At 74.9% G+C, this 25,026-nt stretch carries 25 protein-coding genes and 1 riboswitch; of the genes, 9 read left to right on the top strand and 16 right to left on the bottom strand.

What is annotated here, in order from left to right:
- Nucleotides 1-13: 13 nt before the first annotated feature.
- Both ML5_RS17725 and ML5_RS17730 read left to right on the top strand, forming a co-directional pair.
- On the top strand, nucleotides 14-601 hold the full coding sequence (locus ML5_RS17725) for a redoxin family protein (protein ID WP_013475601.1): 588 nt from the start codon (nucleotides 14-16) through the stop codon (nucleotides 599-601).
- A complete protein-coding gene (locus ML5_RS17730) occupies nucleotides 598-1,581 on the top strand; it encodes a cytochrome c biogenesis CcdA family protein (RefSeq protein ID WP_013475602.1) in 984 nt (327 codons plus the stop codon). The genes ML5_RS17725 and ML5_RS17730 overlap by 4 nt, the downstream gene beginning before the upstream one ends.
- On the opposite strand, the gene serS is transcribed toward ML5_RS17730, so the two are convergent.
- The 5 genes from serS to ML5_RS17755 all read right to left on the bottom strand — a co-directional run bounded on the left by serS (nucleotide 1,568) and on the right by ML5_RS17755 (nucleotide 7,248).
- Nucleotides 1,568-2,851, bottom strand: coding sequence for a serine--tRNA ligase (serS, locus tag ML5_RS17735; RefSeq protein WP_013287859.1), 1,284 nt, complete (start codon nucleotides 2,849-2,851; stop codon nucleotides 1,568-1,570). The two genes, ML5_RS17730 and serS, sit on opposite strands and share 14 nt — an antisense overlap.
- A gap of 427 nt (nucleotides 2,852-3,278) precedes the next feature.
- Nucleotides 3,279-4,433, bottom strand: coding sequence for a MerR family transcriptional regulator (locus ML5_RS17740; RefSeq protein ID WP_013475603.1), 1,155 nt, complete (start codon nucleotides 4,431-4,433; stop codon nucleotides 3,279-3,281).
- Nucleotides 4,434-4,464: 31 nt separating this feature from the next.
- Entirely contained in the window at nucleotides 4,465-5,640 is a 1,176-nt protein-coding gene (locus ML5_RS17745; RefSeq protein ID WP_013475604.1) for a trans-acting enoyl reductase family protein, read from the bottom strand.
- 31 nt (nucleotides 5,641-5,671) lie between these two features.
- The gene (locus ML5_RS17750) at nucleotides 5,672-6,808 is read right to left on the bottom strand and encodes an alcohol dehydrogenase catalytic domain-containing protein (RefSeq protein ID WP_013475605.1); all 1,137 of its coding nucleotides are present in this window, start codon (nucleotides 6,806-6,808) and stop codon (nucleotides 5,672-5,674) included.
- Nucleotides 6,805-7,248 (bottom strand): hypothetical protein, encoded by a 444-nt coding sequence (locus tag ML5_RS17755; protein WP_013475606.1) that lies wholly within the window; start codon nucleotides 7,246-7,248, stop codon nucleotides 6,805-6,807. The genes ML5_RS17750 and ML5_RS17755 overlap by 4 nt, the downstream gene beginning before the upstream one ends.
- Nucleotides 7,249-7,403: 155 nt before the next feature.
- Here ML5_RS17755 and ML5_RS17760 point away from each other — a divergent pair, with 155 nt between their 5' ends.
- Nucleotides 7,404-10,199 carry a LuxR C-terminal-related transcriptional regulator gene (locus ML5_RS17760; protein ID WP_013475607.1) on the top strand — a complete coding sequence of 932 codons (2,796 nt, stop codon included), beginning with the start codon at nucleotides 7,404-7,406 and terminating at the stop codon, nucleotides 10,197-10,199.
- Between the two features lie 3 nt (nucleotides 10,200-10,202).
- On the opposite strand, the gene ML5_RS17765 is transcribed toward ML5_RS17760, so the two are convergent.
- The 4 genes from ML5_RS17765 to ML5_RS17780 all read right to left on the bottom strand — a co-directional run bounded on the left by ML5_RS17765 (nucleotide 10,203) and on the right by ML5_RS17780 (nucleotide 12,549).
- Nucleotides 10,203-10,757 carry a thioredoxin domain-containing protein gene (locus ML5_RS17765; RefSeq protein ID WP_013475608.1) on the bottom strand — a complete coding sequence of 185 codons (555 nt, stop codon included), beginning with the start codon at nucleotides 10,755-10,757 and terminating at the stop codon, nucleotides 10,203-10,205.
- Nucleotides 10,754-11,251, bottom strand: a complete 498-nt coding sequence (locus tag ML5_RS17770; protein ID WP_013475609.1) for a redoxin domain-containing protein — start codon at nucleotides 11,249-11,251, stop codon at nucleotides 10,754-10,756. Before ML5_RS17770 ends, ML5_RS17765 begins: the two co-directional genes overlap by 4 nt.
- A 58-nt stretch (nucleotides 11,252-11,309) precedes the next feature.
- Complete coding sequence (locus ML5_RS17775) at nucleotides 11,310-11,984, bottom strand: BON domain-containing protein (protein ID WP_013475610.1); 675 nt, start codon at nucleotides 11,982-11,984, stop codon at nucleotides 11,310-11,312.
- Nucleotides 11,985-12,144: 160 nt separating this feature from the next.
- Entirely contained in the window at nucleotides 12,145-12,549 is a 405-nt protein-coding gene (locus tag ML5_RS17780; protein WP_013287850.1) for a hypothetical protein, read from the bottom strand.
- Nucleotides 12,550-12,967: 418 nt separating this feature from the next.
- On the opposite strand from ML5_RS17780, the gene ML5_RS17785 reads away from it, so the two are divergent.
- Together ML5_RS17785 and ML5_RS17790 are read left to right on the top strand one after the other, a co-directional pair.
- The gene (locus ML5_RS17785) at nucleotides 12,968-13,327 is read left to right on the top strand and encodes an STAS domain-containing protein (protein WP_013475611.1); all 360 of its coding nucleotides are present in this window, start codon (nucleotides 12,968-12,970) and stop codon (nucleotides 13,325-13,327) included.
- A gap of 103 nt (nucleotides 13,328-13,430) precedes the next feature.
- Entirely contained in the window at nucleotides 13,431-13,883 is a 453-nt protein-coding gene (locus tag ML5_RS17790) for an SRPBCC family protein (protein ID WP_013287848.1), read from the top strand.
- 25 nt (nucleotides 13,884-13,908) lie between these two features.
- Here ML5_RS17790 and ML5_RS17795 read toward each other — a convergent pair whose 3' ends face one another.
- From ML5_RS17795 to ML5_RS17810, 4 genes are all read right to left on the bottom strand, one after another.
- On the bottom strand, nucleotides 13,909-14,982 hold the full coding sequence (locus ML5_RS17795) for a hypothetical protein (RefSeq protein ID WP_013475612.1): 1,074 nt from the start codon (nucleotides 14,980-14,982) through the stop codon (nucleotides 13,909-13,911).
- Between the two features lie 4 nt (nucleotides 14,983-14,986).
- A riboswitch (cyclic di-AMP (ydaO/yuaA leader) is annotated at nucleotides 14,987-15,117 on the bottom strand.
- Between the two features lie 144 nt (nucleotides 15,118-15,261).
- A complete protein-coding gene (locus ML5_RS17800; protein WP_013475613.1) occupies nucleotides 15,262-16,176 on the bottom strand; it encodes a cation diffusion facilitator family transporter in 915 nt (304 codons plus the stop codon).
- A gap of 104 nt (nucleotides 16,177-16,280) precedes the next feature.
- Nucleotides 16,281-18,395 (bottom strand): AAA family ATPase, encoded by a 2,115-nt coding sequence (locus tag ML5_RS17805; protein ID WP_013475614.1) that lies wholly within the window; start codon nucleotides 18,393-18,395, stop codon nucleotides 16,281-16,283.
- A gap of 124 nt (nucleotides 18,396-18,519) precedes the next feature.
- Complete coding sequence (locus ML5_RS17810) at nucleotides 18,520-19,434, bottom strand: alpha/beta fold hydrolase (protein WP_013475615.1); 915 nt, start codon at nucleotides 19,432-19,434, stop codon at nucleotides 18,520-18,522.
- A 148-nt stretch (nucleotides 19,435-19,582) separates the two neighbouring features.
- Here ML5_RS17810 and ML5_RS17815 point away from each other — a divergent pair, with 148 nt between their 5' ends.
- Nucleotides 19,583-20,206 (top strand): carbonic anhydrase, encoded by a 624-nt coding sequence (locus tag ML5_RS17815; protein ID WP_013475616.1) that lies wholly within the window; start codon nucleotides 19,583-19,585, stop codon nucleotides 20,204-20,206.
- Between the two features lie 37 nt (nucleotides 20,207-20,243).
- On the opposite strand, the gene ML5_RS17820 is transcribed toward ML5_RS17815, so the two are convergent.
- Nucleotides 20,244-20,573, bottom strand: coding sequence for a hypothetical protein (locus tag ML5_RS17820; protein WP_013287842.1), 330 nt, complete (start codon nucleotides 20,571-20,573; stop codon nucleotides 20,244-20,246).
- Nucleotides 20,574-20,900: 327 nt separating this feature from the next.
- Here ML5_RS17820 and ML5_RS17825 point away from each other — a divergent pair, with 327 nt between their 5' ends.
- From ML5_RS17825 to ML5_RS17835, 3 genes are all read left to right on the top strand, one after another.
- The gene (locus tag ML5_RS17825) at nucleotides 20,901-21,392 is read left to right on the top strand and encodes a DUF3145 domain-containing protein (protein WP_013475617.1); all 492 of its coding nucleotides are present in this window, start codon (nucleotides 20,901-20,903) and stop codon (nucleotides 21,390-21,392) included.
- Between the two features lie 33 nt (nucleotides 21,393-21,425).
- Nucleotides 21,426-23,150 carry a glycoside hydrolase family 3 protein gene (locus ML5_RS17830; protein WP_013475618.1) on the top strand — a complete coding sequence of 575 codons (1,725 nt, stop codon included), beginning with the start codon at nucleotides 21,426-21,428 and terminating at the stop codon, nucleotides 23,148-23,150.
- 71 nt (nucleotides 23,151-23,221) lie between these two features.
- Nucleotides 23,222-23,443, top strand: coding sequence for a hypothetical protein (locus ML5_RS17835; RefSeq protein WP_013287840.1), 222 nt, complete (start codon nucleotides 23,222-23,224; stop codon nucleotides 23,441-23,443).
- A gap of 101 nt (nucleotides 23,444-23,544) precedes the next feature.
- On the opposite strand, the gene fabF is transcribed toward ML5_RS17835, so the two are convergent.
- Together fabF and ML5_RS17845 are read right to left on the bottom strand one after the other, a co-directional pair.
- Nucleotides 23,545-24,771, bottom strand: a complete 1,227-nt coding sequence (gene fabF, locus ML5_RS17840; protein WP_013475619.1) for a beta-ketoacyl-ACP synthase II — start codon at nucleotides 24,769-24,771, stop codon at nucleotides 23,545-23,547.
- Between the two features lie 2 nt (nucleotides 24,772-24,773).
- Nucleotides 24,774-25,013 (bottom strand): acyl carrier protein, encoded by a 240-nt coding sequence (locus ML5_RS17845; RefSeq protein ID WP_007072348.1) that lies wholly within the window; start codon nucleotides 25,011-25,013, stop codon nucleotides 24,774-24,776.
- Nucleotides 25,014-25,026 lie beyond the last annotated feature (13 nt).

Here is a 25,026-nt window from a genome sequence, read left to right on the forward strand (position 1 = left end):
CCAGGAGCCGCCGATGCGTACCGCCGCTCGTGTGACAGCCGCCGCCGTACTGGCCGCCACGCTCGCCGCCGCGACCGCCTGCGCCGCCGGGCCCGAGCCCGGGGACCGGGCCGGAGCGGTCGCACCGGCACCCTCGGCCGCCGCGTCCCCGTCCGGGCCGGCATCCGCGCCGGCGTCCGCGTCACCGGCCGTGGTGCCGGCCGCGCTGTCGTTCACCGGCAAGACCCTCGACGGTACGGCGTTCGACGCCGCCGCCCTGGCCGGGCGGCCGGTCGTGCTCTGGTTCTGGGCGCCCTGGTGCGCCACCTGCGCCAGCCAGGCGTGGACGGTGGCCGAGATCGCGCCCACCTACCGCGACACGGTCCCCATCGTCGGCGTCGCCGGACTCGGCGAGCAGAAGGCGATGAAGTCGTTCGTCACCGAGTTCGACCTGGGCGGCACGACACAGATCGACGACCGGGCGGGCGCGCTGTGGCGCCGGTTCAAGGTGGCCGAGCAGAGCACGTTCGTCGTCCTGGACCGCACCGGCCGGGTCGTCCACCAGGGATTCCTGGACGGCGAGGCACTGACCCGGCAGGTCGAGACGCTGGCCCGGGGATGACCGGCGCGCTGCTGCTCGCGCTCACCGCGGGCATGCTCGGCGCGGTCAACCCGTGCGGCTTCGCGATGCTGCCCGCGTACCTCTCGCTGCTCGTCGCCGGCCCCGACGGCGGGCGCGGCGCGGTCGGCCGCGCGCTCACCGCGACGGCCGGTCTCACCCTCGGGTACGTGCTGGTGTTCGGCGCGTTCGGGCTCGCCCTGGCACCGGCGGCGGACTGGCTGCGGCCCCGGCTGCCGTGGCTGACGGTGACGCTCGGCGTGCTGCTGGCGCTGGCCGGGTGCTGGCTGCTCGCCGGCCGGCGGCTGCCAACGCCGCGCCCGCTGCGTGTCGCGCCCCGGCTCACCCGTACCTGGCCGTCCATGGCGCTGTTCGGCGCGGCGTACGCGCTCACGTCGCTGACCTGCGCGATTGCGCCGTTCCTGGCGATCGTGGTGACCAGCCTGCGGGCCGGGTCGCCGCTGCGCGGCCTGGCGCTGTTCGGGGCGTACGCGCTGGGGATGGCGCTCGTGGTCGGCGTGGCCGCGCTCGCCGTGGCGCTGCTGCGCGGCCGGGTCGTGGCGCGGCTGCGCGGCGCGGGCGCGTGGGTGCCGCGGCTGAGCGGCCTGGTGCTGCTGGTAGCGGGCGGCTACGTCGCCTGGTACGGCTGGTACGAGGTACGCCTCGCCCAGGGCCGCTACGACGCCTTCACCGACCCGGTCATCCGCACCGCCGCCCGCATCCAGCAGTCAGTGGTGAGCACAGTCGACACGCTAGGCCCCGCCGTCCTCACGGCGCTGCTCCTAGCCGCGCTGCTCCTCGCCGCCCTCACCCGCCGCCCCCGCCCCCGCCCCCTCTCCCGCTCCCGCCCCCGCTCCCTCTCCCGCGATCTTGCAGTTGGTGCCCGGGCGGAAGGGGTGAAGCGGACTTCTCGCGGGCCGGAAGTGCAAGATCGCGGGGGAGAGGCGGGGACGGGGGCGGGGACGCGGGTCAGCGCGGGGTGAGGCGGTCGGTGCCGAGCTTGTCGCGGAGGACCTCCGGGACCACCACCGAGCCGTCGGGCTGCTGGCACTGCTCCAGGATGGCCGGGAACAGGCGGCTGGTGGCGAGCGCCGAGCCGTTGAGCGTGTGCACGAAACGGGTCTGCTTCGCGCCCGGCTCGCGGTAGCGGATCGCCGCCCGGCGGGCCTGGTAGTCACCGGCCCAGGAGACCGACGACACCTCCTTGTACTTGCCGGTGCTCGGCATCCACACCTCGACGTCGAGCGTCTTCTTCATCGAGGCGCTCGCGTCACCGGCGGCGAGCAGGCTGGTCTGGAAGTGCAGACCGAGCTTGCCGACCAGGCCCTCGACGTGCCCGACCATCGCCTCCAGCGCCTCGCCCGCCTGCTCCGGCAGCGTGAACTGGAAGATCTCCACCTTGTTGAACTGGTGGCCGCGTACGGTGCCGCGCTCGTCGGAGTGCGAGCCGGCCGCCTCGCGCCGGTAGCACGGCGTGTACGCGAACGCCTTCAACGGCAGCTTCGGCGTCTCCAGGATCTCGTCCTGGTACGCGCCGAGGATCGCCGTCTCCGCGGTGGGCAGCAGGAACTGGCCGCGCGAGGACGACTGCTTGTCGATGTGGTAGACGTCGTCGTGGAACTTTGGGAACTGCCCGGCGGCGAAACCGGCGCTGTCCAGCAGCAGGTGCGGCGGGAGCAGGAACTCGTAGCCGGCCTGGATGTTCTGCTCGATCAGCCAGTTCACCAGCGCCCACTCCAGCCGGGCGCCCAGACCGGTGTACATCCAGAAGCCCGAGCCGCCGAGCTTCACGCCCCGCTCGTGGTCGACCAGGCCGAGCGCGCGGCTCAGCTCCACGTGGTCGCGTACCTTCTCGATGGCCGGCGCCTCGCCGAACGTCCGCACCACCCGGTTGGCCTCCTTGCCGCCGGGGACCACGTCCTCGGCGGGCAGGTTCGGCAGCTCGCTCATCGCCGAGCGGAGCCGGGACTGCACCTCGTCGAGCTGGGACTCCAGCTCCGCGAGCTGCTTGCGCTCGGCCTCCGGGGCGACCGGCTGCGGCGTGCCGCCGGACCGTTTCGCCTCCGCGTACGCGCGCGCCTCGGCCTTGCGGCGCTGCCGCTCGGCGTCGATCTCCGTGATCAGGGCGCGTCGTTCCTGGTCGAGCCGCTGGATGTCGTCCAGCGCCCGGGTGACCTCGGCGGGATCCAGACGCTTCGCCAGCGCGGTCGCCACCGCCTCGCGATCCTTCCGGATCAACTCCATGTCGAGCATGCTGCTCGTACGCCTCCGTCCAGGCAGTCAGGTGGGACCTCCAGATGCTACCGTCGCGCCCCCGCCGCCCCGGCCCGGCCCGCGCAGCCCGCCGCCGCGAGGCCCTTTCCGGTGACGGTGCGTGGTGGTGCCGCCGTCGGTGCGCCGTTCTTACTTTCCGTGATGGTGCTCCGGTGCTCGTGCCGCCCCACTGCGGCTCGCTAGCTCGCTGACCTGGTCAATCTCGCGGATCCGCTCTCCGGCGGACATGCCCCTCCGGCGACTTTGCTCTGCAGCCACCGACGCGGCGTTCGACGGAGCGTCAGCGTCGCGCGGATGGCTGCAGAGCAAAGTGCGCGAGGGGTGACGCACCCAGGAGGGCGGCGGCGTCACGTACAGTCACGGATGCCTGCCGCAGGGCGGTACCGACGCCGGCGAGCGCGGAACGTCAGAGGCGTACCGGCATCAGGACCGAGAAGGCGTGCGCGTCGTCGGCCCGCCGTACGGCCAGCGGGGCGATCGGGCCGTCCAGTTCCAGCACGAGCTGGCCGTCGCCGGACCCCAGCGCGTCCAGCAGGTACTCGCGGTTCACCGCCACCCGAAGCGCATCCGGCCCGCCCGCGCCCGCCGCGCCCGCCCCGCCCTCCACGCCCTCCACGCCCGCCACGCCCCCGGCGGCGACCACGCCGTTCGGGTCGACCAGGCGCAGCTCACCCCGGCCGTCCAGGCCGAGCGCCACCACCTCGTGCTCGACTCCCTCGTGCGCGCGGTGGCAGACCGGGACGCCGTCGGCGGTGAGCGCCGCGCGCAGCGCCGCGCCGTCGAACGGGATCCGGTACGTGGGCACGTCGCCGAGCTGCGCCCGCAGCAGCCGCCGGTAGTCGGGGAAGTCGTACGGCAACGGGACGGCGGTCAGCGGCCGGCCCGCCACCGTGACAGTCACCCGGTCGGTGGCGACGACGACCTCGGCGGAGTCGGCGCCGTCGAGATCCAGCAGCGCGCGGAGTTCGTCGACGGCGACCACCGGTAGCAGCGCGCTCACCGGCGGGCCGTCGACGGTGCCGCCGACCCGGGCCACGGCGAGCCGGTGCCGGTCGGTGGCGACCAGCCGGACGCCGTCCGGCTCGACCTCCACCAGCACGCCGGACAGGACCGGCAGGCCGGGGTCGGCGCCGACGGCGAAGCGTACGGCGTCCACGGCGGCGGCGAGGTCGGTGCGGGACAGCACGAGGCGGGTGGTCACGATGGTCTCCTCCGGGTCGATCAGGCTACGGATCCGGGAGAGTTCGCGACGCGCGTCGGCCAGGCCGTCCTCCAGGCGGCGCAGGTGCGCGTCCAGCAGCCGGTGCACCTCGGCCGGCCGGTGCCGGTTCCGCAGCGCCTCGGCGATGCCGGCCAGCGGCATTCCGACCCGGCGCAGCCCTGCTACCAGGCGGGCCGGGTCCACCTGCTCCTCGGTGTACCAGCGGTAGCCGGTCACCGGGTCCACCCGGGCCGGGGCCAGCACGCCGGAACGGTCGTAGAACCGCAGCGCACTGACCGTCAACCCGCTGGCCCGGGCCAGTTCGCCGATGCTGCGAAGCTCGCTCTCCACGGCCGTCATCCTGTGACCTCAAGCGGGTCGAGGGTCAACCTCACGCCGGCAGGGTGCGGAACGTGATGCCCGCGCGTACCAGCCGGTCCAGCAGCGCGTCACCCATCGCCGCGACCGGCGTGACCTGCCCGGCGGTCTCCGGCAGGTCGTCGAAGGCCAGGCACAGCGCCGACTCGGCGAGCATCTTGGCCGTCTCGTCGTAACCCGGGTCGCCGCCGGCCACCTCGGTCACCACCCGCCGGTCGCCGGCGGTGCCCACGAACCGCACCCGGAACCACGACTTGGCCCGCTGCTCGGCGGTCGGGCCCTGCCCGGAGGCGAGCCGCCCGAGCAGCCAGCGCCGCGTCGGCGCCACCTTCACCAACCCCACCACACCGGCCAGTCCGACGCCGGCGACCAGCACAGTGGGCAGCCGCTTCATCGCCGCGAAGTGCCGGTAGCGGAAGTCCGGGCCGTACTCCGGGCGGGCCGCCGCGGACCGGCGGACCACCTGCGGGTCGATGGTGGGCAGCGGCACCGCCCACTGGCCGAACTCGCGTACCCGGCCGACCTTGCCCGGCACCGCGCGGACCCGGCGTCCGTCCGGGCCGGGCTCCATCGCCCGGCGGGCCCGCGCCGCCCGGCTCATCTCACCGGTACGGGAGAACGCGGTGAGCGCCGAGTGGTACGTCCCGGCGGAGAACCGGCCACCGGCCCGCACGTAGCCGTCCACGGCGATCGGCCCGTCGGCCGGCAGTTGCTTGACCGTGTACCAGACGCCCAGGTCGTGCGGGATCGAGTCGAAGCCGCACGCGTGCACCAGGCGTGCCCCGGTGCGCACCGCCTCGGCGTGGTGCCGCACGTACATCCGGTCGACGAACTCCGGCTCGCCGGTGATGTCGAGATAGTCGGTGCCGACTGCGGCACAGGCGGCCACCAGCGGCTCGCCGTGGTGCACGTACGGGCCGACTGTCGTGGCCACCACCCGGGCGCTCTCCGCCACCGCCCGCAGCGACGCCGGGTCGGTCACGTCGGCGGTGAGCAGCGGCAGGTCGGCCAGGGCCGGGTCGATCGCGGCCAGCCGGTCCCGCACCGCGGCCAGCTTGTCCGGGTTGCGCCCGGCGAGTGCCCAGCGCAGCCGGTCCGGCGCGTGCCGGGCCAGGTACTCGGCGGTCAGTCCGCCGGTGAAGCCGGTGGCGCCGAACAGGACGAGGTCGTACGGACGGTCTGCGCGCATCCGCCGAGTGTGCCATCCACAGCGCTCACCTTCACGGGGTGAAGAGCACCCGGACGCAGCCGTCGGCCCGGTCCCGGAACAACGCGTACCCCTCGGCGCCGCGCTCCAGCGGCATCCGATGGGTGGCCAGGTGCTCGGTGACCAGCTCGTCGCGGGCCATCCGTTCCAGCAGCGCCGGGATCGCGGCACTGCCCCGGCGCCGGGCGGCGCGGACGGCGAGCCCCTTGTCGGCGAACGCGCCGAGCGGGAACCGGTCCACGAATCCGGGCCGGGCGCCGAGCACCACCACCACGCCGCCCTTGCGGCAGGCGTGCACCGCCTCGCGCAGCGCCGCCCCGCTGTCCGGCTCGGCCACCGGCCACCGGCCCGGCGCGGCCGGCGCCCCGGAGGCGTCGACGCACACGTCCGGGCCCCGGCCGCCGCTGCGTTCGCGCAGCTCGGCGAGCACGTCCACGTACCTGTGGTTGAGCGCCTCCACGCCGTCGTGCCCGGTGACCATCCGCAGCCGGTCGTCCCGGTCGTCGACCACCACCACCCGGTCCGCGCCCCGGGCCACCGCCGCGTCGGCGGTGAGCTGGCCGACCGCGCCCGCGCCCCAGACCGCCACCACGTCGCCGGGGGCGACCTCGCCCAGCTCGGCGCCGTACCAGCCGGCCGGTGCGGCGTCGGCGGCGAACACCGCCCGCTCGTCGCTCACCGACTCCGGCACGGCGAACGCGCCCACATCGGCGTACGGCACCCGCACGTACTCGGCGTGACCACCGGCGAAGCCGCCCAGCCGGGCCGGGCGGCCGTACCCGCCGGCGGGCGGCTGCCCCCACTCCGGCTCGGCCACCACGCCGCTCGTGCCGTTGTCACAGCACGCCGGCAGCCCTTGGCGGCAGAACCAGCACGCCCCGCAGGCCACCGCCGCGCCCACCACCACCCGGTCGGCGACCCGGTGCCGGCGTACCTCCGGACCGACCTCGACCACGTCGCCGAGGAACTCGCGTCCGAGCACCTCCCCGGCGGACGCCTCGGGCACCTGCCCGGCCAGAAGCGGCAGGTCCGCGCCGCAGGTCGTGCTCCGCCGGACCCGGACGATCATGTCCTGGGCGTTGCGCAGCTCCGGGTCCGGGACGCGGCGCACCTCCACGAGACCGGCTCCCGCCCAGCACAGCGCCCTCACGTCACGGTCCCCGGCCGGTCCAGCGGCGAACGGTCCGCCCGCAGCACCTCGCCGGTCTCCAGGAGCTGCTTGGTCTGCCGCAGCACGTGGCGCAGGAACCGGCCCGGGTCGTCGCCGACCAGGTGTGCGGCGAACCCCGGGAGCGTGCACTCCCCGCCCAGCGGGCGGACCGCCAGCTCGGTACCGCGACCGCCGGGGGCCGGACGGGCCCACAGCTCGACCGCGCCGTCGAGGCGGCGCAGCGGCTCGGGCCACCGCCCGGCCGGGAGCACCTGCTCGGGCGCCCCGGCGATCGTCACCACCTGCCACCGGCCCGGCCGCGGGTCGGCGCCGGACCGCCGCGCCCGGCGGCGGGACAGCACCCGCGCGCCCGCCGGAGCCAGCACCCGTACCCCCGCCAGCACCAGCACGCCCGCCGCCAGCCGCCCGCTCCGCGCCACCTGACCTCCCGCCGTCCCCGGGTGGCCGGCCAACCCGGCCGGCCACCCCGCGTGCCTACAGGGTGCGCGCCGCCCGGGTGAGCGGGGTTCGCCCCGAAGGGGTGAACCGGCGCGCTGCGGGTAACCGCTGCCCGCACCGACGGGGGGAGGGACGCATGCCGGAGGAGGCAGACCAGGTCGTCACCGCACCGAGCGGCACAAGCGACATCACCGGTACGCCCGATCTGCTCACCACCGGCCTCGATTCGCCCGATGTCGCCGGTGGTGCGCTGCCGGGTGGCCCGCCGCTGCTGGCGTCCCGGTTGACGCCGCCCGTGCCGCCCGAGCCGGTCCTGCTGCGTCCCCGGCTGCTCGACCGGCTGGAACAGGGCGCGTCCGGGCCGGTGACGCTCGTCTGCGCGCCGGCCGGCTGGGGCAAGACGACGCTGCTGTCGACCTGGGCGCAGGGGGAGCGGGACGGGCCGGCGCCGGCCTGGGTCACGGTGGCCGAGGGGGAGACCACCCGGCGGCTCTGGGGCTACCTCGCGGCGGCCCTGCGTACCGCCGCCGCCGACGATCCGGACGACGGGCCGCCACCGATGCCGGACGGGCCGCCCCGGCCCGAGCAGCTCGAAACGCTCGCCGCCGCGCTCGCCACCCGTGAACGACCCGTGTTGCTGGTCCTGGACGACCTGCACCGGGTCACCGACCCGGCCGCCCTGACCGGGCTGGAGTTCCTGCTCCGGCACTCCGACGGCCGCTTGCGGCTGGTGGCCGGCGCGCGGGGCGAACCACCGCTGGCGCTGCACCGCTGGCGGCTGGCCGGCGAGCTGACCGTGATCGGCGCCGACGACCTGGCGTTCACCGCCGACGAGGTGGCCGACCTGCTCGTCGCGCACGGCGTGGCCGTACCCGCCCCGGCCGTGACCCGGCTCGTCGAACGGACCACCGGCTGGCCGGCCGGGCTGCGCTTCGCCGCGCTCGCGCTCGGCGACGGCGCCGACCCGGCGCGCACCGTGGAACGGTTCGCCGGTGACCAGCCGGACGTCGCCGCGTACCTGCGGGACGAGGTGCTCGCCCCGCTGGAACCGGCGACCCGCGACGTCCTGCGCCGGGTGGCGGTGGCCGTCGCGGTCCACGCCGACCTGGCGGCCGCGCTGACCGGGCGGCCCGACGCCGGGCAGCTGCTCGCCGAGGCGGCCCGGGAGGGCGGCTTCCTCCACCAGGACGGCGGCAGCCCACCCTGGTACCGGCCGCACCCGCTGCTGGCCGACGTGCTGCGCGACGAGCTGGACCGGCTGCCCGCCGACGAGGTGCGGGAACTGCACCGGCGGGCCGCCGGCTGGTACGGCACCCACGACCGTCCGGCCGAGGCGCTGCGGCACGCGCTTCTCGCCGGTGAGTGGGCCGACGCCACCGAACTGCTCGTCACCCGCTGGCCCGAGCTGGCGCCGGACGAACCGGCCGCCGTACCCGCTCCGCCCGAGCCGCCCGCCGAGGCGGTCCGCCGGGATCCGGAGCTGGCGCTGGCCGCCGCCGCCGAACGGGCGTACGCCGGGGATCGGGCCGCCGCCGACGCGCAGCTGCGGCGGGCGCTGGCCGAGGCCGCCGGCCTGCCCGCGCCCCGCCGTGACCGGTTCGGCCGGCTGGCCGCCGCCGTGGAGCTGAGCCTCGCCCGGCTCGGCGGCGACCACGAGGAGGTACGCCGGGCCGCCGACCGCCTGCTGGCCACCATCGCCGCTGACGAGTCCCCGGGCGGCCCGGACGCCGACAGTGCCGTTGCCGGTGATGCCGGCGATCCGCGCGCCGGGACGGCCGAGCGGGACGACGTGCGCGCGGTGGCCGGCGCCGCGCACGGGCTGGTCGCGCTGGCCGAGGGGGAGCTGTCCACCGCCCGGGCCCGGTTCGCCGCCGCGCGGGAGGCGGCGCGGCGGGCCGGGCGGCCGCGTACCGAACTGCTCTGCGTCAGCCGCTCGGCGCTGCTGGAGGCGGCCCGGGGCGCGCTGCGGGCCGCCGAGCAACTGGCCCGGGAGGCGCTGGCGATGCCGCCGTGTCAGGGCTGGTCGTCGCGGTCCGACTGCGGCTACGCGTACCTGGCGCTGGCGTTCGTGGACTGGCAGCGGGACCGGCCGGCGGAGGCCACGGCCCACCTGGCGCTCGCCGGGCCGGCCGGTGCGGAGCCGGGCGGCGCGGCGCTCACCGCGCTGTGCCGGGCCGGGCTGCTGGCCGACGGCGGCGACCCGGGCGGCGCGCTGCGCACGCTCACCGGGGCGCGCGCCGTCGCGCCCGGCGCGGAGCTGGGCGAATGGCTCGCCGCCGACGAGGCCCAGGTACGCGCCGCCGTCGGCGACGTCGACGGTACCCGGACGCTGCTCGACGCGGCGGGTGACGGGCCGGCGCCGGCGCTGGTGGCCGCGCGGCTGCGGCTGCGCGCCGGTGACGCCCGCGCGGCCGAGCGTGCGCTGCCCGACTGGACCGCGTCCGGCGCGGCGGACTGGCCGCTGCCGGTGCGGCTGGGCGCCGGGCTGCTCGACGCGGCGCTCGCCGACGCCTCCGGTGACGCTCGGCGCGCCGGGCGGCTGCTGGAGGAGGTGCTGGCACTCGCCGAGCCGGACGGCTTCCGGCGCGTCTTCACCCGGGCCGACCCGGGGGTACGGGACCTGCTCGCCGCGCGTCTGGACTCGGGCACCGCGTACTGGGCCACGGTGAGCGAGCTGGTCCGGGGCGTGGACGCGCAACCGGCAGCGGCACCGGCCGACGGTCCGGCCCGGTCGCTCGACGAGCCGCTCACCGAGCGGGAACTGACCATCCTGCGCTATCTCCAGAGCATCCTGTCCAACGTGGAGATCGCCGCCGAGCTGTCACTGTCGGTCAACACGGTCAAGACGCACGTGCGCAACATCTACCGCAAGCTCGACGCGACCCGCCGGCGGGACGCCGTCCGGCGGGCGCGCGAGCTGCGGCTGATCTGACAGTCACCCGTCGTCGGTGGCGGCGTCCACCACTGCCAGCAGCTCGGCCAGGTCGTAGCCGCCGTCGTGCCGGACGTCGTTGACGAACAACGTCGGGGTGCCGTTGACGCCGCTGCGGATGCCGCCGACGAAGTCCTGCCGGACCCGGTCGGCGTACTCCTGCCGGCCGACCTCCGCGGCGATCTCCTCCGGCGACAGGCCGATCTGCTCGACGCCGAGCGACAGGTGCACCTGGTCGAGCTGGTCCTGGTGCTGGTAGAGCCAGTCGTACATCTCCCAGAACCGGCCCCGGGCGGCGGCGGCCTCGGCGGTCTCCGCGGCGGTCTCCGCGTACGGGTGGACGTTGGTGATCGGGAAGTGCCGGTACACCAGACGCACCATGTCGGCCCGCTGGCGCAGCACCTCTGCCAGGTTCGGGTAGGCGGCGCCGCAGAACCGGCACTGGAAATCGCCGTACTCGACGACGGTGACCGGCGCGTCCACCGGCCCGCGGACATGGTCGCGTTCGGTCACCGGGATCCGCAGCCGCGCGGTGGTGACCTGAAGGGGCGTGGTCATCCGGTACTCACCCGCCGATCCGCGTCCAGCTGTTCCAGTGCGTCGAGGATCCCGTCCACGCCCGGGTTCACCTCGGGCGGGGACAGATGGCTCCAGGCCACCCGGCCGTCCGGGTCGAGGACCACGAGTGCCCGGTCCGACTGCCCGTGCGGCGCGTACGCGCCGTACCGGCGCGACACCTCGCCCTTGGGCTCGAAGTCGGCGAGCAGCGGGAACCGGATACCTCGGCTCTCGGCGAACGCCCGGTGCGAGTCGACGCTGTCCACCGAGATGCCCAGCAGCACCGCGTCGTACCGCTCCAGCTCGGGCAGGGCGGCCTGGTACAGGGTCATCTGCTCGCCGCACACAGGTGACCAGTCTGCCGGGTAGAAGGCCAGCACCACGGGACGGCCCCGGAACTGCCCGGGGCCCACCTCCCGTCCGTCCGGCGCCGCCGGGAGCGTGAACCCGGGCGCGGCCCGCCCGGGTGTGATCAGCCCGTTCGGATCACTCATGCCTCCCACCATGGCCGCGGCCCGGGTGAGGCGGGCTCACCCGGGCGGGGTGGTTCCGTCAGCGCACGGCGAGGTGGTTGCGCACCTTCCGGATGCCCGGGGCGTTCCACACCACCCGCTCGATCTCCTCGCGCTCGCCTGCGGAGTGGACCTGCCCGTCCAGCAGCACCGTGTCGCCGTGCACCCGCACGTCGACCTCCTCGGCCTCGGTGGCGGCGTTGCGGGCCAGCGCATCCACGATCCGCTCGGCCAGGTCACCGCCGTCGGCGCGCACGGCGGGGCGTACCGCGATGCCGTTGCTCACCCCGCACACGCCGGTGAGCCGGGCGACCGAGCGTTCGGCGGCCCGCCGCTGGTACTCCCACTCGACCTCGCCGTGCAGCGTGACCCAGCCGTCGGCCACCGTCACCTGCAACGCCTCGATCGGCACGAACGCGTCCCATTCCAGCGCCCGTACGGCCGCGACCGCGATCTCCGGGTCCTCCCGCCCGGCCGCGGTGTCGATCCGGACGGCGATGTCGTTGGCGACCGCGCGGACGCGGGCGACCCGGTGCGCGGCCCGCTCGGCGGCCCACTTCTTGGCGTAGCTGTCCACCCGTCCGGTGAGCGTCACCACGCCCTCGGTGACGGTCACCCCGATCTCGTCCGGGCCGACCCGCGGCTCCCAGGTCAGCTCGTCGAGCACGGCGGACTGGATGTCCCGGTCGGTACGCGTGATCGTGTCGGTGGCCATCCGGCTCCCCCTCCCGTCGATCGCGGCGCGGGCACGTGGTCCCGCACCCGCGATCCTGCGCGCGCCCCGGGTGAGCGGGCCTCACCCGGGGCGGGTGAGGCAGCACGACGGCCGCTCCCGGGAGTCCCGGGGGCGGCCGTCGTCGTGTCGTACGGGCGGGTCAGCCGTCCAGGCCGGCCGGCGAGTTCGGCCGGTCCACGTCCACGAACTCGATCTCGTCCGCGGCGCGGTCCCGGCTGCCGGCGGCGCGCGCCGCGGTGCCGGCGGCCCAGCCGATCGCCGCGCCCGCCAGCGCCGCCGCGATCAGCAGCGTCCAGGGCAGGGCGGGCCGGCGGCCGGCGAGCGCGTCGAAGGCGAGGGACGCCCGGCGGCGTGCCTCGTCGGCGGCGGAGCCGACCAGGTCGGTGGCGTCGTCGGCCAGGCCGGAGGAGCTGCGGCGGGCGGTCCGGGTGGCGTCGCGCACGCTGTCACCGGCGGAACCGGCGGCGGAGAGCAGGTTCTGCCACGCCTGGTCGGCGACCCGCTCGGCCTTGCCCCGGCGGTCCAGCAGGTTGGATCCGAACATCGTTCTACCTCCTCGGGTGCCGAAGGCCGGCGGCCACTTCGGACTCCGGTGTCCATCCGGCGGGTTCACTGTCTCGGGCAGTGCCCAACCGGGGCGCGTGGCAAACCACGCCGTGGTTCCCGGCCGTGAGCAGCGAACGGGACGAACCACCCGAACGCGCCGGGACCGGTGCCGACGGGACGTGCGTGCGCCCGCTACCCTGGTCGGCGGATCGGCGGGCCCGCCCGGTCGCACGGTTGGCCGCGACCCGCCATACAGGGGAAACTGGAACCCGGAGGTCCGGATTGGGTACGCCCAGGTGTGCCCAGTTCGCGAATTGCTCATCCCGGGGGGTGGCGACCGGGCCGTTGGAGGAATACTCTCGGTCGCGGCCCGCGTACTGATGAGGCGCCCGTCATGGGCGAGTGGAGGTGCTCGCGTGAGCCTGTCGATCGTGAAGTCGGTGCGGCCGGGTGGTGTCGTCCAGATCGCGCCCCGTGGGGAGATCGACGTCGACACCGCGTACGAGGTGCGGGAAGCGATCGCCGAAGTGCTCGCCAAGGGCCGCCCCGCGCGGATCGAGCTGAACATGCGGCTCGTCACGTTCATCGACTCGGTCGGCATCAGCGCCATGGTCGCCGGCTTCCAGACCTGCGAGGTCAGCGGCGTCAAGCTCGTGGTCACCGAGCCGAGCCGGTTCGTGCACCGGCAGCTCTGGGTGACCGGCCTGCTCGGCCTGTTCGGCGCGCCCGAGCCGTGGTTCGCCGACGACACCCCCGAGGTGCTGCCCGGCGCCTGAGCGCGCCGTCCACACCCCCTGCAGCCAGGGGACTTTCTACCCGTTGCCAGTCCGGCGTCGGTACGGGACGATCGTCGCGACGCACGACGGCGAGGGGGCCCGCTTGCAGAGCAGCGACAGCTTCAGCTACACCGTGCAGGCCCGGTGCACCCGGGCCGAAGCGGTGGCGCTACTGGGTGACCTGAGTCGCCAGGGCGAGCTGCATCCGCTGATCGTCCGGGTCCGGAAGCTGCCGGCCCGGCCGGGCGCGCTGGCCAGCTACGCGATCACCGACCGGCTGCAACTCGGCCCGCTGCACTTCCCGGTCACGTACCAGGCGGACGTGCTGATCGCCGGCGAGGACGAGGTCGTCACAGTGGCGCGTCAGCAGCCCGCGACGACCGTCCGCAACCACACCCGGCTGCGCGACGAGCCGGACGGCACGGTACGCATCGACGTGGAGATCACGCTCACCGCTCCGGCGCCACTGTTCGGGTACGCGTTCCGCCAGGCCCGGGCGGCTCACCTGGGCCTGGCGGCTCGTCTCGGAGCGACCCTGGAGGGCCGGCCGGCCTGATCCGGCCGGCCCTCTCGGGGCGCGCTCAGTACACCGACAGGTGCACGTGGTTGGTGTGGTCGCTGGACGGGTCGCCGTTGCCGCCGCTGTACGACTTCCACCCGCTGCTGGGCAGCCAGATCTGCTTGAACCAGATCACGTAGAGCACGGCGAGCGGGTCGGCGTTGCGCACGAAGTACGCGGCCAGGTTGTTGCCGTACGTCCGGTCACCGCCGGTGGCCACGCCGCCGAAGCCGTTCTTCTGCGCGGCGAAGTCGCAGGCCCGCCCCTTCGGGTGCTCACCAGAGCCGCTGGGCCGGTGGCACGAGACGTACCGGGTGAAGCCCGCCGCCTTGGCCTGTTGCAGCGCGTGCAGCGTGCGCGGGGTGATGCAGCCGTTCGCCGGGGTCGGGTCGTTGACGCTGCACGACTCCGACGGCCAGGAGCCGTCCGAGTTGCGCGGTGCCGGCTTCGCGTTCTTGCTGGAGGTGCCCTGGACGCTGCCACCGCCGCTGCTGCTGCGCGAGGCCCGGTCGTTCGCCACCTCCAGGGCGCGCTCGGCCTGCTCCTTGCGCTTGGCCATCACCGTCACCTGCTTGCGCTGCTCGCGGATCTCTCCGTCGAGCTGGGCGCGGGTGCGGGTGGCCTCGTCCCGGGTGGTGATCAGGTCGCGCAGCGTACGGTCCTCGTGCGCGGCGACCTGCTCCAGCGCGGCGGCCCGGTCCATGAAGCCCTCCGGGCTGCTGCTGCCGAGCAGCGCCCCGGCGGTCCCCAGACGGCCGTTGCGGTACGCCACGGCGGCGATCTCGCCGACCTTGGCGTCGCGTACGGCCAGCTCGGCGCCGACCGTCTTGAGTTGTTCGTTCAGCTGCTTCTGGCGGCTCACCGACCGGTTCAGCGCGGCTTTCGCCTCCAGCCAGCCCTTGCTGGCCGCGTCGAGCTGGGCACGCAGTTCGGGAGTGCCACCCTCGTCGTCGCCGGGCGCTGCGGCGAGCAGGCCGGTCGCCGGCGCCGCCGAGGCGGGGGAGACCGGAACGGTCGCGACGCCGAGGGTCAGCGTCGCGACGAGCAGGGCCGCCAACCGGGCGGCCGTCCGTCGTACAGGTGCCACTGGGGGCATTCACACGTCCTTCCGTCAACGCCGACCGGGTTAGCTGACGGGTTCGGGACGGAAGATCCCTACCGCTGACGCGGATGCACCCCACGTACGTGGTTCCCCGGCTCGTCCCTGCGGACGATTAGGCGACGGCCGCCCCACCGGGGCCGGGTGGCGCCCGCGGGTGCGGCCGCGACCGAGACTACCGGCGCTGCCCGGGCACGGCTCCGTGGAGCAGTGCCACTAGGCGGGGCAAAACCGGCATAAGACTACATTAGCCACAGTGATTTAAGTGTGTCCTAATCACCACTCGGTCTGTCCGCACACTCCGGCCGACGCTCCGGGTTCGACCTGCAACGTGGCGTGATCGATGGAGAAGTCCTCGTGCAGGGCGGCCCGCGCGGCGGCCAGCACCACGCCCGGGTCCACGCCCGGATCGGTGGTCAGGTGCGCCGAGGCCACCTCCATGCCCGAGGTGAGCGTCCAGACGTGCAGGTCGTGCACCTCGGCCACGCCCGGTACGGCGGCCAGCCGGTCGTGCACGGCGGTGACCTGCAGGTGCTCCGGCGCGGCCTGCACCAGGATGCGCAGCGCGGCCCGGCCGAGCCGCCAGGTGCGCGGCAGGATGAACACGCCGATGCCGACGGCGACCAGCGGGTCCGCCCACCACCAGTCGGTCGCCGCGATGACCAGCGCGGCGGCGATCACGCCGAGCGAGCCGAGCAGGTCGCCGAGCACCTCCAGGTACGCCCCGCGCAGGTTGATGCTCTCCTTCGACCCGGCGCGCAGCAGCGCGAACGCGACGATGTTGGCGAGCAGGCCGAGCACCGCCACCACGAGCATCGGGCCGGCCAGCACCTCCGGCGGCTCGCCGAACCGGCGTACCGCCTCGACCAGGACGTAGATGGCGACGGCGCCGAGCAGAACGGCGTTGGCGAGGGCGGCGAGCACCTCCAGCCGGTAGAGCCCGAACGTGCGCTGCGGGTCGGTGCCGGCGCGGCGGGTCGCGGTGATCGCCGCGAGGGCCATGCCGATGCCGAGGACGTCGGTGAACATGTGCCCGGCGTCGGAGAGCAGCGCCAGCGAGCCGGTCGTGAAGGCGGCCACCGCCTCGACCACCATCAGGGCGGCGAGCAGCGCGAAGGCGGCCCAGAGGCGGCCCCGGTGGCGGTGCGCCGCGTTGGTCACCGCGCCGCTGTGGTCATGACCTGCGCCCACGCCAACACCCTTCCTGCCCCGTACCGGCCAGGCCCAATGTATGTTCACATCGCTATGTATGCAACTGAACGATGGGTGACAGCCGGGTCACGGTCGGGTGTCCGTCAGGAGGGGTCGAGCGTGGTGAGACGCTGGGTGGCCCGGGACAGCGCCACGTAGAGCGTGCGGACACCCGAGCCGGGGTCGGCCCGGATCTCGCTCGGCGCCACCAGCACCACGCCGTCGTACTCCATGCCCTTGGCCTGGAGGCTGGTCACCACCTGGAGGCGGCCCGCGCCGAGCCCGCCCAGCCAGCCGGCCACCTCGTCCCGGCGCGGCACCGGCGTGATCACGCCGACGGTGCCCTCCACCTGCGCGAGCAGCGCCTCGGCCGCCTCGACGGTGGCCGCCGGCAGGTCGGCGGCGGGCACCGTGCGCTCGACCGGCGGCACGCCCGTGGACCGCACCGCGTCGGGCAGCGGCAGATCCGGGTAGAGACGGCGGATCTCCGCCGCCGCCACCGCGAAGATCTCCGCCGAGTTGCGGTAGTTGGTGGTCAGCTCGTAGCGGTGCCGCTTGCGCCGGCCCAGCGCCTGGTCCCGGGCCCGGTCCAGCTCCTGCGGGTCGCCGGTCCAGGCGGTCTGCGCCGGGTCACCGACCACCGTCCAGGACGCCAGCCGCCCGCGCCGGCCGACCATCCGCCACTGCATCGGCGAGACGTCCTGCGACTCGTCCACCACCACGTGCGCGTAGTCGCGGTAGTCGTCCGGACGCTCCCGCGCCGCCGCGCGGGCGGCGCGCTGCCGATCGGCGTACGTGCTCAGCTCGCGCACGCCACCGGCGAGCTGGTACGGGTCGCGCTTGGGGCGGGCCCGCCGCACCGGCTTGCCGAGCAGCGCGTCCAGCTCGTCCAGCAGCGCGATGTCGGCCACCGTCAGCCCTTCGGTCGCGAGGCTCCGGTACGCGTCGCCGAGCAGCCGGATCTCCGCAGAGGAGAGGATCCCACCGGCGTAGCGGCGCAGCCGGTCCGGGCGGGCCAGCCAGTCCAGCACGTGCCGCGGGTGCAGCCGGGGCCACCACGCCTTGAGGAACTCGCGGAACTCCGGCCGTTCGATGATCTCGTCCTCGAACGCGGGCTGCTCCGGCAGCCGGCCCACCCGCAGCGTGCGGGCCTGCGCGTAGAGCGCGGCGAGCACCGCGTCGAACGCTGCCCGGCGTACCTCGTTGCGGCGTGCCCCACGGGCCAGCGTCCGGTCCCGGATCGCGTCCAGCGCGGGGCGTTCCAGGCGCAGCAGCTCGCCCCGGTAGAGCAGGCGCAGCTCGGCGGGGGAGTCCGGCACCGCGTCGCGTACCGCGCGTTCCAGCACCCGGCGCATCCGCAGCGAACCCTTCACCGCCGCCACGTCCGGCGGATCGGTCCGGGACGCGGACAGGCCGGGGAACAGCGAGCCCAGCGAGTGCAGCGTGGCGGTCTCCTCGCCCAGCGACGGCAGCACCGAGGCGATGTACTCGACGAACACGCCGGACGGGCCGACCACCAGGATGCCGCCGCCGGCGTACCGGGCCCGGTCGGAGTAGAGCAGGTACGCGGCCCGGTGCAGCGCCACCGCCGTCTTCCCGGTACCGGGGCCGCCGGAGACGATCGTGACGCCGTTGCCGGGGGAACGGATCGCCTCGTCCTGCTCGCGCTGGATGGTGGCGACGATGTCGCGCATGCCCCGGCCGGTGGCCCGGGACAGCGTGGCCAGCAGCGCCCCGTCACCGACCACCGCCATGTCCGGCGGCGCGGCCTCCGGGTCCAGCAGGTCGTCCTCGATCCGGGTGACCTTCTCGGACGCGGACTGGATCGTGCGCCGGCGCACCACACCGCGCGGCTCGGCGGGCGTGGCCTGGTAGAACGCGGCGGCGGCGGGGGCCCGCCAGTCCACCACCAGCGTCTCCGCGTCCACGCCCCGCACGCCGAGACGGCCGACGTGCAGCACCTGCCCGGTACGCAGGTCCAGCCGGCCGAACACCAGCCCCTCGTGCTCGGCGTCCAGCACGTGCCGGCGCTGGGCGGCGTGGAAGACCATCGCGTCCCGCTCGACCAGCGCGCCGAAGTTGCCGACCCGGGCCAGCCGGTAGCCCTCCCGCTCGGCGTCGGCCGCCGACCGGCGCAGTTCGGCCAGCCGGGCGTACACCCGGTCGAGGTGGCGCTGCTCGGCGGCGATCTCCCGGTCCAGCGTGGTCTGGTCGGTCAACGCGGATGCTCCTGTGTTCGGAGGGCACGACGGGCTGAATGAGGGTACGGGCCGCCGGCAACCGCCACGCCGGGGCATGCCGCGCACGTGGCGTACGTCAGTGCCGCTCGCGAGCGGGAGACGCTCAGAGGCGGGTCGCCGGCCGGCCGGCCAGCACCCGGTCCAGCACGCCGGCGAGGGCGGCGTTCACCTCGTCGGGGCGCTCCATCATGAGCATGTGCCCGGCACCCGGGCAGACGGTCAGCTCCGTGGTGGGCAGCGCCGCCGCGATCGACTCGGCGCAGGGCGGCGGGGTGAGCCGGTCCCGGTCCCCGACCAGCGCGGCGGCCGGCAGCCCGCCGAGCGCGGCGAGCGTCTCCAGCCGGTGCTGGGCGCCGATCGAGGCGCGGAAACCGCCGATCGAGCGCAGCGTGGCCCGGGCCACCGCTGAGGTGACAAGCCGGATGTCGGCCGGGTCGCAGCGGTCGCCGAACAGCATCCAGCGGATGCTCGGGCGCAGCGCGCGCAGCAGCGCGTGCGGGGGCCGCCAGCCGCCGCAGCGGGCCAGCACCCCGGCGCCTGTCGTCTCGGCCAGGCGGATCAGCCGGGTGATCCGGGGGGAGAGGCCGTACGCGGTGTGCGTGTGCCCCTCGGCGGTGGTGGAGACGAAGACCAGCCCGGCGGTACGCGCGGCGAACCGGTCGGGGTGCCGGTGGGCGTACTCCATCACCGTCATCCCGCCCATCGAGTGCCCGACCAGGACGATCGGACCGGACGGGACGATCTCGTCGATCACCGCCGCCAGGTCGTCACCGAGCTGCGCGAGGGTGGCGTCGCGCAGCGCCAGGCAGCTCGACCGGCCGTGGCCGCGCGCGTCGTACGTGACCAGGCGGACCCGGCCGCCGAAGCGTTCCCGCAGCTCGGCGACCTGACGGTGCCAGCTGCGCCCGTCCAGCGTCCAGCCGTGCAGCAGGACGGCGGTCACCTCGGCGTCGACCGGCCCGGTGACGCTGACGTGCAGGCGTACGTCGTCGGGGAGCCGCAGTTCCAGGTCCGGCATCGTCCACCTCCCGGGCCCGCCGATGTATGTCCACCGGATGACCCGGCGGTGACACCGGCGTTACCCGCCATGAGACCACGGCAACCGGCCCGGAGAGAAGATTCCCGTCCGGCCCCACGAGGTCGGATCGGTGACCAGGCTGGGAGGCATGCCGTCCACCAGCCCGCGCGCCGCGCTGGCCGAGCTGCTCTCCGGCAACCGCCGTTTCGTCAGCGGGCAGCCGGTGCACGGGCACGACGTCACCGCCGCCGCGGCGGTGGCCTCCGGCGACCAGCAGCCGTACGCGGTCGTGCTGGGCTGTATCGACTCCCGGGTGCCGTTGGAGGCGATCTTCGACCAGACGTTCGGTTCGATCTGCGTGATCCGCACCGGCGGGCACGTGCTGGACCGGGCCGTCCGGGGTTCGATCGAGTACGTGGTGGAGCAGCTGGGCGTACGCCTGGTGATGGTGCTGGGCCACGAGCGCTGCGGCGCGGTCGGCTCGACCGTCGAGGCGCTGCGCACCGGACGGCGGCCCGGCGGGGACCTGGCGTACGTGGTGGACCGGATCGCCCCGGCGGTCACCGACGTCGGGGTGGACGACCCGGACGCGCATCCGCTGGCGATCCGCCGCCACGTCCGGCGCACGGTGGCGGCGTTGCGCCGCGACGACCGGCTGGCCGGGCCGGTGGACGCAGGTGAGCTGGCAGTGGAGGGCGCGCTCTACGACCTGGCCACGGGCGAGGTGACGCTGTTGCCGCAGGAGCAGACGCGAAACCGCCCGCCGGGGTGATCCCGGCGGGCGGTCGCGGTGGTGCGGGTGAGAGCGCTCAGCCCTCGAAGACGCCGGCCTCGACGAGGCGCTTCTCGGTGGCGTCCCAGCCGTGGTCCGGGTAGGACGCGGCCAGGCCGTTGATCTCGGCGCGGATCTTGGCGGCGTGGCCGGCGGCGGCCAGCACGCGGATCTCCTCGACGAAGGCGTCGGAGTCGGTGCGCAGGTGCGCGGTCTTGCCGTTGGTCAGGTTGCGCACGTAGGCGTGCTTGCCGCCGTTGAGCGGGATCAGGTACTTGAACTCGCCCAGCACGCTGAGGGCGCCACCCTGGCCAGCCTGGCCGGCCCGGACGGACGCGCGCGCGGTCTTAGAGGTGTTGCTCGCCACGGAGGTACTCCTTGCAGACGTACGGTGGGGACGGAAGCCGTCCGGGGGCTGTATGCGGATGACGCCCGGGTGGGCGCCGGCCCGCGAAGATGTACGGCGGCACAGAACCGCCCAGAGAACTGTACACGACCACGACACCTGGCTGGTCGTCGCGGCGTCAGAGGGCACAACCAGGTCCACCACCCGGGTATTTCCCGCTCCGGGGCCCGGCGAATTTTCCGATTCGCTGGCGCACCACCAGTCACACGGGTCATCATGTGTGCCAGGTACCACTCGGTAGGACGAGGTCGTAGGGGAAGACGCACCTCGGCTCATCGGGAGGTCACCGTGCCAACGCGTGGCGTCGTATACGTCCACTCGACCCCGCTCGCCGTGTGCTCGCACGTCGAGTGGGCGATCGCGCGCGTCCTCGCCGCGCCGGTCAACCTGCACTGGACGGCGCAGCCCGCCGACCCGGGCGCCCGCCGCGCCGAGTGCGGCTGGACCGGCAGCCCGGGGACCGGCGCGGAGCTGGCCGCTGCCCTCCGGCAGTGGCCCATGATCCGTTTCGAGGTCACCGAGGAACCCAGTCCCGGCGTCGACGGCGAGCGCTTCATGTACGTACCGGGCCGCGGCCTGTTCCGCGCCACTGTCGGCGCGGCCGGCGACATCCAGCTCGGCGAGGACCGGCTCCGCAGCCTGATGGCCGCCGCACGCAGCCCGGAGGCGCTGGCCCACGCCCTGGACAAGGCGCTCGGCACCGCCTGGGACGCCGAACTGGAGCCCTACCGGTACGCCGGGGACGGTGCGCCGGTGACGCTGCTCACCCGGGTCGGGTGACGGCGGCCGAGTTGCCCCGATACGGTGGGCCGCGTGTCGATTTCCCCGCGGCGCTCCGCCGTCGCGCTCGCCGCACTGACCGCGCTGCTCGTCTCCGGGTGCTCGGACGGGCCGGACCGGCCCCGACCTGCCCCGACGAGCCCGGCGCCGTCGTCCGCAGCGCCCGCGCCGAGTGACCCGCCGGCCGCCGATCGAGCCGACCGCGCGGCCGCGCTCGTCGGCACGCTGAGCGACGAGGACCTGGTCGGGCAGGTGCTGATGCCGTACGCGTACGGCAGCTCGGCCACCGAGGTGTCGGCCGGGTCGGCGGCCGGGAACCGGGCGCTGGCAGGGGTCGACACCCCCGCCGAGATGGTGGCGAAGTACCGGCTCGGCGGGCTGATCCTGGTCGGCTTCAGCGCCGACGACCCGACCTCGGGCAACCAGGCCACCACGAACGTGGACAACCCCGAGCAGGTCCGTGCGCTCACCGACGGACTGCGCGCCGCCGCCGGCAAGCTGCCCGCGGGTGCCGCGCCGTTCCTGATCGGCACCGACCAGGAGTACGGCGTGGTCACCCGGATCACCGACGGGGTGACGCTGCTGCCCAGCCCGCTCGCCGCCGGCGCCGCCGGGAACCCGGCGCTGACCGAGGCCGCCTGGCGGGCCGCCGGGGCAGAGCTGGCCGCCATGGGCGTCAACCTCGACTTCGCGCCGGTCGCCGACGTGCTGGCGACCCGCAGCGCGGTGATCGGCTCCCGGTCCTTCGGCGCCGACCCGGCGACCGCGTCCCCCCAGGTGGCGGGCGCGGTACGCGGCCTGCAGGCCGAGGGCGTCGGCGCCGCGGTCAAGCACTTCCCCGGGCACGGCCTGAGCGCCGAGGACTCGCACACCGAACTGCCCGTGATCAAGCAGTCCCGCGCCGAGCTGGACCGCCTCGCGTTCCCGCCGTTCCGGGCCGGCATCGGCGCCGGGGCCATGGCGGTGATGTCGGCCCACCTGGACGTCAAGGCAGTCGACCCGGGCACCCCTGCCACGTTCTCCCGCAAGCTGCTCACCGACGTGCTGCGCGGCCAGCTCGGCTTCCAGGGCGTGGTGATCACCGACGGGATGAACATGGCCCCGGCGAAGAAGTGGTCGCCGGGCGAGGCCGCCGTACGCGCGCTCAACGCCGGCAACGACCTCATCCTGATGACCCCGAACGTCACCCAGGCGTACGACGGGTTGCGCGCCGCGCTCAAGGACGGCTCGCTGCCCCGCGCCCGCCTGGTCGAGGCGGTCACCCGGGTGCTGACCATGAAGTTCCGGCTGGCCGGGCGGGACACCCCGGCGCTGTCCACGCTCGACGGCGCAGCCCACCGCAAGGCCGCCGACGACCTGGCTACCGCCGCCGTGACTGTGCTGCGCGGCAAGTGCGGCGGGGCGGTGACCGGCCCGGTGAGCGTGACCTCCTCCGGCGGCCGGGAGCGCACCCGCAAGCTGCTGACCGAGGCGCTCACCGCGGCCGGGGTCAAGGTGGTGCCCTCCGGCGGCACGGTGGTGCACCTGGTCGGTTACGGCGACGGCGCGAAGGACCTGAGCGCCGGCGCCGCCGTGACGGTGGCGATGGACACGCCGTACGTGCTGTCCGGGGCGAAGTCCCCGACGCTGATGGCGACCTACTCCTCCACCCGGGCCTCGATGACCGGGCTCGCCGCGGTGCTCGCCGGCAAGGCCCGCCCGGCCGGCCGCTCCCCGGTGCCGGTCTCCGGCCTGCCGGCCACCACCTGCCGCACCTGACCCGGCCGCCCGCCCGGATCGCGCCGAAACCCGGATGCGTCCGGGCGGCCCCGGCTGGCAGGGTGGCGCCCATGGGAGAGGCAGCACAGGGTTTCCGCTACGTCGAGCGCGCCGACGGCACGGTGGTCATCACGCATCACGGCCGGGTCGCCGGCACGCTGCGCGGCGGCCGGGCCGCGCAGTTCCTGGCCGAGGTCGGCGACGACCCGCAGCTGGCCATGGCCCGGTGGACCGGCAACTACCGGCGCGGCAACGAGCGGACCGCCCGGCAGCACCCCCGCAACCGCGGCTGAGGTGTAAGGAAGGGCCCCCTCTTAACGCCAGCGGTAGAGGAAGGGCCCCTTCTTAACAGTTACTGTTAAGAAGGGGCCCTTCCTTACCTCAGGGCGGAACCTCAGGGGCGGGTGAAGACCAGCGCCACGTTGTGCCCGCCGAAGCCGAACGCGTTGTTCAGCGCCGCCGGGATCTCCATGTGACGTGCCTTGTGCGCCGCGACGTCCAGGGTCAGGCCCTCGTCCGGGTCGTCCAGGTTGATCGTCGGCGGGATCACGCCGTCCCGGATGGCCAGGATGGTGGCGATCGACTCCAGCGCGCCGGCCGCACCGAGCAGGTGCCCGGTCATCGACTTCGTGGCGGTGAGCACCGGGTGATCGCCGACCGCCTGACGCAGCGCGCCGATCTCCAGCATGTCCCCGACCGGGGTGGAGGTGGCGTGCGCGTTGACGTGCACGATGTCGGTACGGGCCACGTCCGCGTCGGCGACCGCCCGGGCGATGGCCCGGATGGCGCCCTCACCCTCGGCGTGCGGCTGCACGATGTCGTACGCGTCCGAGGTGATCCCCGCGCCGGCCAGGCGCGCGTACACCCGGGCGCCCCGGGCGGCGGCGTGGTCGGCGCGCTCCAGGATCACCACGCCCGCGCCCTCACCGAGCACGAAGCCGTCGCGACCCGAGTCCCACGGCCGGGAGGCCCGCTCCGGCTCGTCGTTGCGGGTCGACATGGCCCGCATCGAGCTGAAGCCGGCGATCGGCAGCGGGTGGATGACCGCCTCGGTGCCGCCGGCCACCACCACGTCGGCCCGGCCGGCGCGGATGATGTCCAGCCCCAGCGCGATCGCCTCCGCGCCGGTCGCGCAGGCGCTGGCCACGGTGTGCACCCCGGCCTTGGCGCCCAGCTCCAGACCGACCCAGGCGGCCGGGCCGTTCGGCATCAGCATCGGGATGGTGTGCGGGGAGACCCGCCGCGGTCCGGACGCCTCCAGGATGTCGTCCTGGGCGAGCAGGGTGGTGGCGCCGCCGATGCCCGAGCCGACGCTCACCGCCAGGCGCTCCGGGTCCGGCCCGGCCTCGTCCAGACCGGCGTCTGCCCACGCCTGCTTGGCGGCGATGATGGCGATCGCCTCCGAGCGGTCCAGCCGGCGCAGCTTCACCCGGTCCAGCACCTCGGACGGGTCGACCGCCAGTTCGGCGGCGATCCGGACGGGCAGTTGCGCGGCCCACTCCTGGGTGAGCGCACCCACCCCGGAGCGGCCGGCGAGCATGGCGTCCCAGGTCGACGCGACGTCCCCGCCGAGCGGGGTCGTCGCGCCGAGCCCGGTGACGACGACGTCGGGACGACTCATGATCAGGACTGCGCCTCGATGTAGCTGACCGCGTCCCCGACGGTCTTGAGGTTCTGCACCTCGTTGTCCGGGATCTTGACGCCGAACTTCTCCTCGGCCGCCACCACGACCTCGACCATGGAGAGCGAGTCGACGTCGAGGTCGTCGGTGAAGGACTTCCCCTCGGCCACGTCGTCCGGGTTCACCCCGGCAACCTCTTCGAGGATCTCGGCGAGGCCGGCGGTGATCTCGTCACGGGTCATTGCGGTTGGTTCC

Origin of the sequence: Micromonospora sp. L5 (genome assembly GCF_000177655.2) — a bacterium.
GTDB lineage: Bacteria > Actinomycetota > Actinomycetes > Mycobacteriales > Micromonosporaceae > Micromonospora > Micromonospora aurantiaca.

Excerpts from the sequence above, each read along its gene's own strand:
- ML5_RS17725 (WP_013475601.1), top strand. The coding sequence starts at position 14 with ATGCGTACCGCCGCTCGTGTGACAGCCGCCGCCGTACTGGCCGCCACG.
- ML5_RS17730 (WP_013475602.1), top strand. The coding sequence starts at position 598 with ATGACCGGCGCGCTGCTGCTCGCGCTCACCGCGGGCATGCTCGGCGCG.
- serS (WP_013287859.1), bottom strand. The coding sequence starts at position 2,851 with ATGCTCGACATGGAGTTGATCCGGAAGGATCGCGAGGCGGTGGCGACC.
- ML5_RS17740 (WP_013475603.1), bottom strand. The coding sequence starts at position 4,433 with ATGACGGCCGTGGAGAGCGAGCTTCGCAGCATCGGCGAACTGGCCCGG.
- ML5_RS17745 (WP_013475604.1), bottom strand. The coding sequence starts at position 5,640 with ATGCGCGCAGACCGTCCGTACGACCTCGTCCTGTTCGGCGCCACCGGC.
- ML5_RS17760 (WP_013475607.1), top strand. The coding sequence starts at position 7,404 with ATGCCGGAGGAGGCAGACCAGGTCGTCACCGCACCGAGCGGCACAAGC.
- ML5_RS17765 (WP_013475608.1), bottom strand. The coding sequence starts at position 10,757 with ATGACCACGCCCCTTCAGGTCACCACCGCGCGGCTGCGGATCCCGGTG.
- ML5_RS17770 (WP_013475609.1), bottom strand. The coding sequence starts at position 11,251 with ATGAGTGATCCGAACGGGCTGATCACACCCGGGCGGGCCGCGCCCGGG.
- ML5_RS17775 (WP_013475610.1), bottom strand. The coding sequence starts at position 11,984 with ATGGCCACCGACACGATCACGCGTACCGACCGGGACATCCAGTCCGCC.
- ML5_RS17780 (WP_013287850.1), bottom strand. The coding sequence starts at position 12,549 with ATGTTCGGATCCAACCTGCTGGACCGCCGGGGCAAGGCCGAGCGGGTC.
- ML5_RS17795 (WP_013475612.1), bottom strand. The coding sequence starts at position 14,982 with ATGCCCCCAGTGGCACCTGTACGACGGACGGCCGCCCGGTTGGCGGCC.
- ML5_RS17810 (WP_013475615.1), bottom strand. The coding sequence starts at position 19,434 with ATGCCGGACCTGGAACTGCGGCTCCCCGACGACGTACGCCTGCACGTC.
- ML5_RS17815 (WP_013475616.1), top strand. The coding sequence starts at position 19,583 with ATGCCGTCCACCAGCCCGCGCGCCGCGCTGGCCGAGCTGCTCTCCGGC.
- ML5_RS17835 (WP_013287840.1), top strand. The coding sequence starts at position 23,222 with ATGGGAGAGGCAGCACAGGGTTTCCGCTACGTCGAGCGCGCCGACGGC.
- fabF (WP_013475619.1), bottom strand. The coding sequence starts at position 24,771 with ATGAGTCGTCCCGACGTCGTCGTCACCGGGCTCGGCGCGACGACCCCG.
- ML5_RS17845 (WP_007072348.1), bottom strand. The coding sequence starts at position 25,013 with ATGACCCGTGACGAGATCACCGCCGGCCTCGCCGAGATCCTCGAAGAG.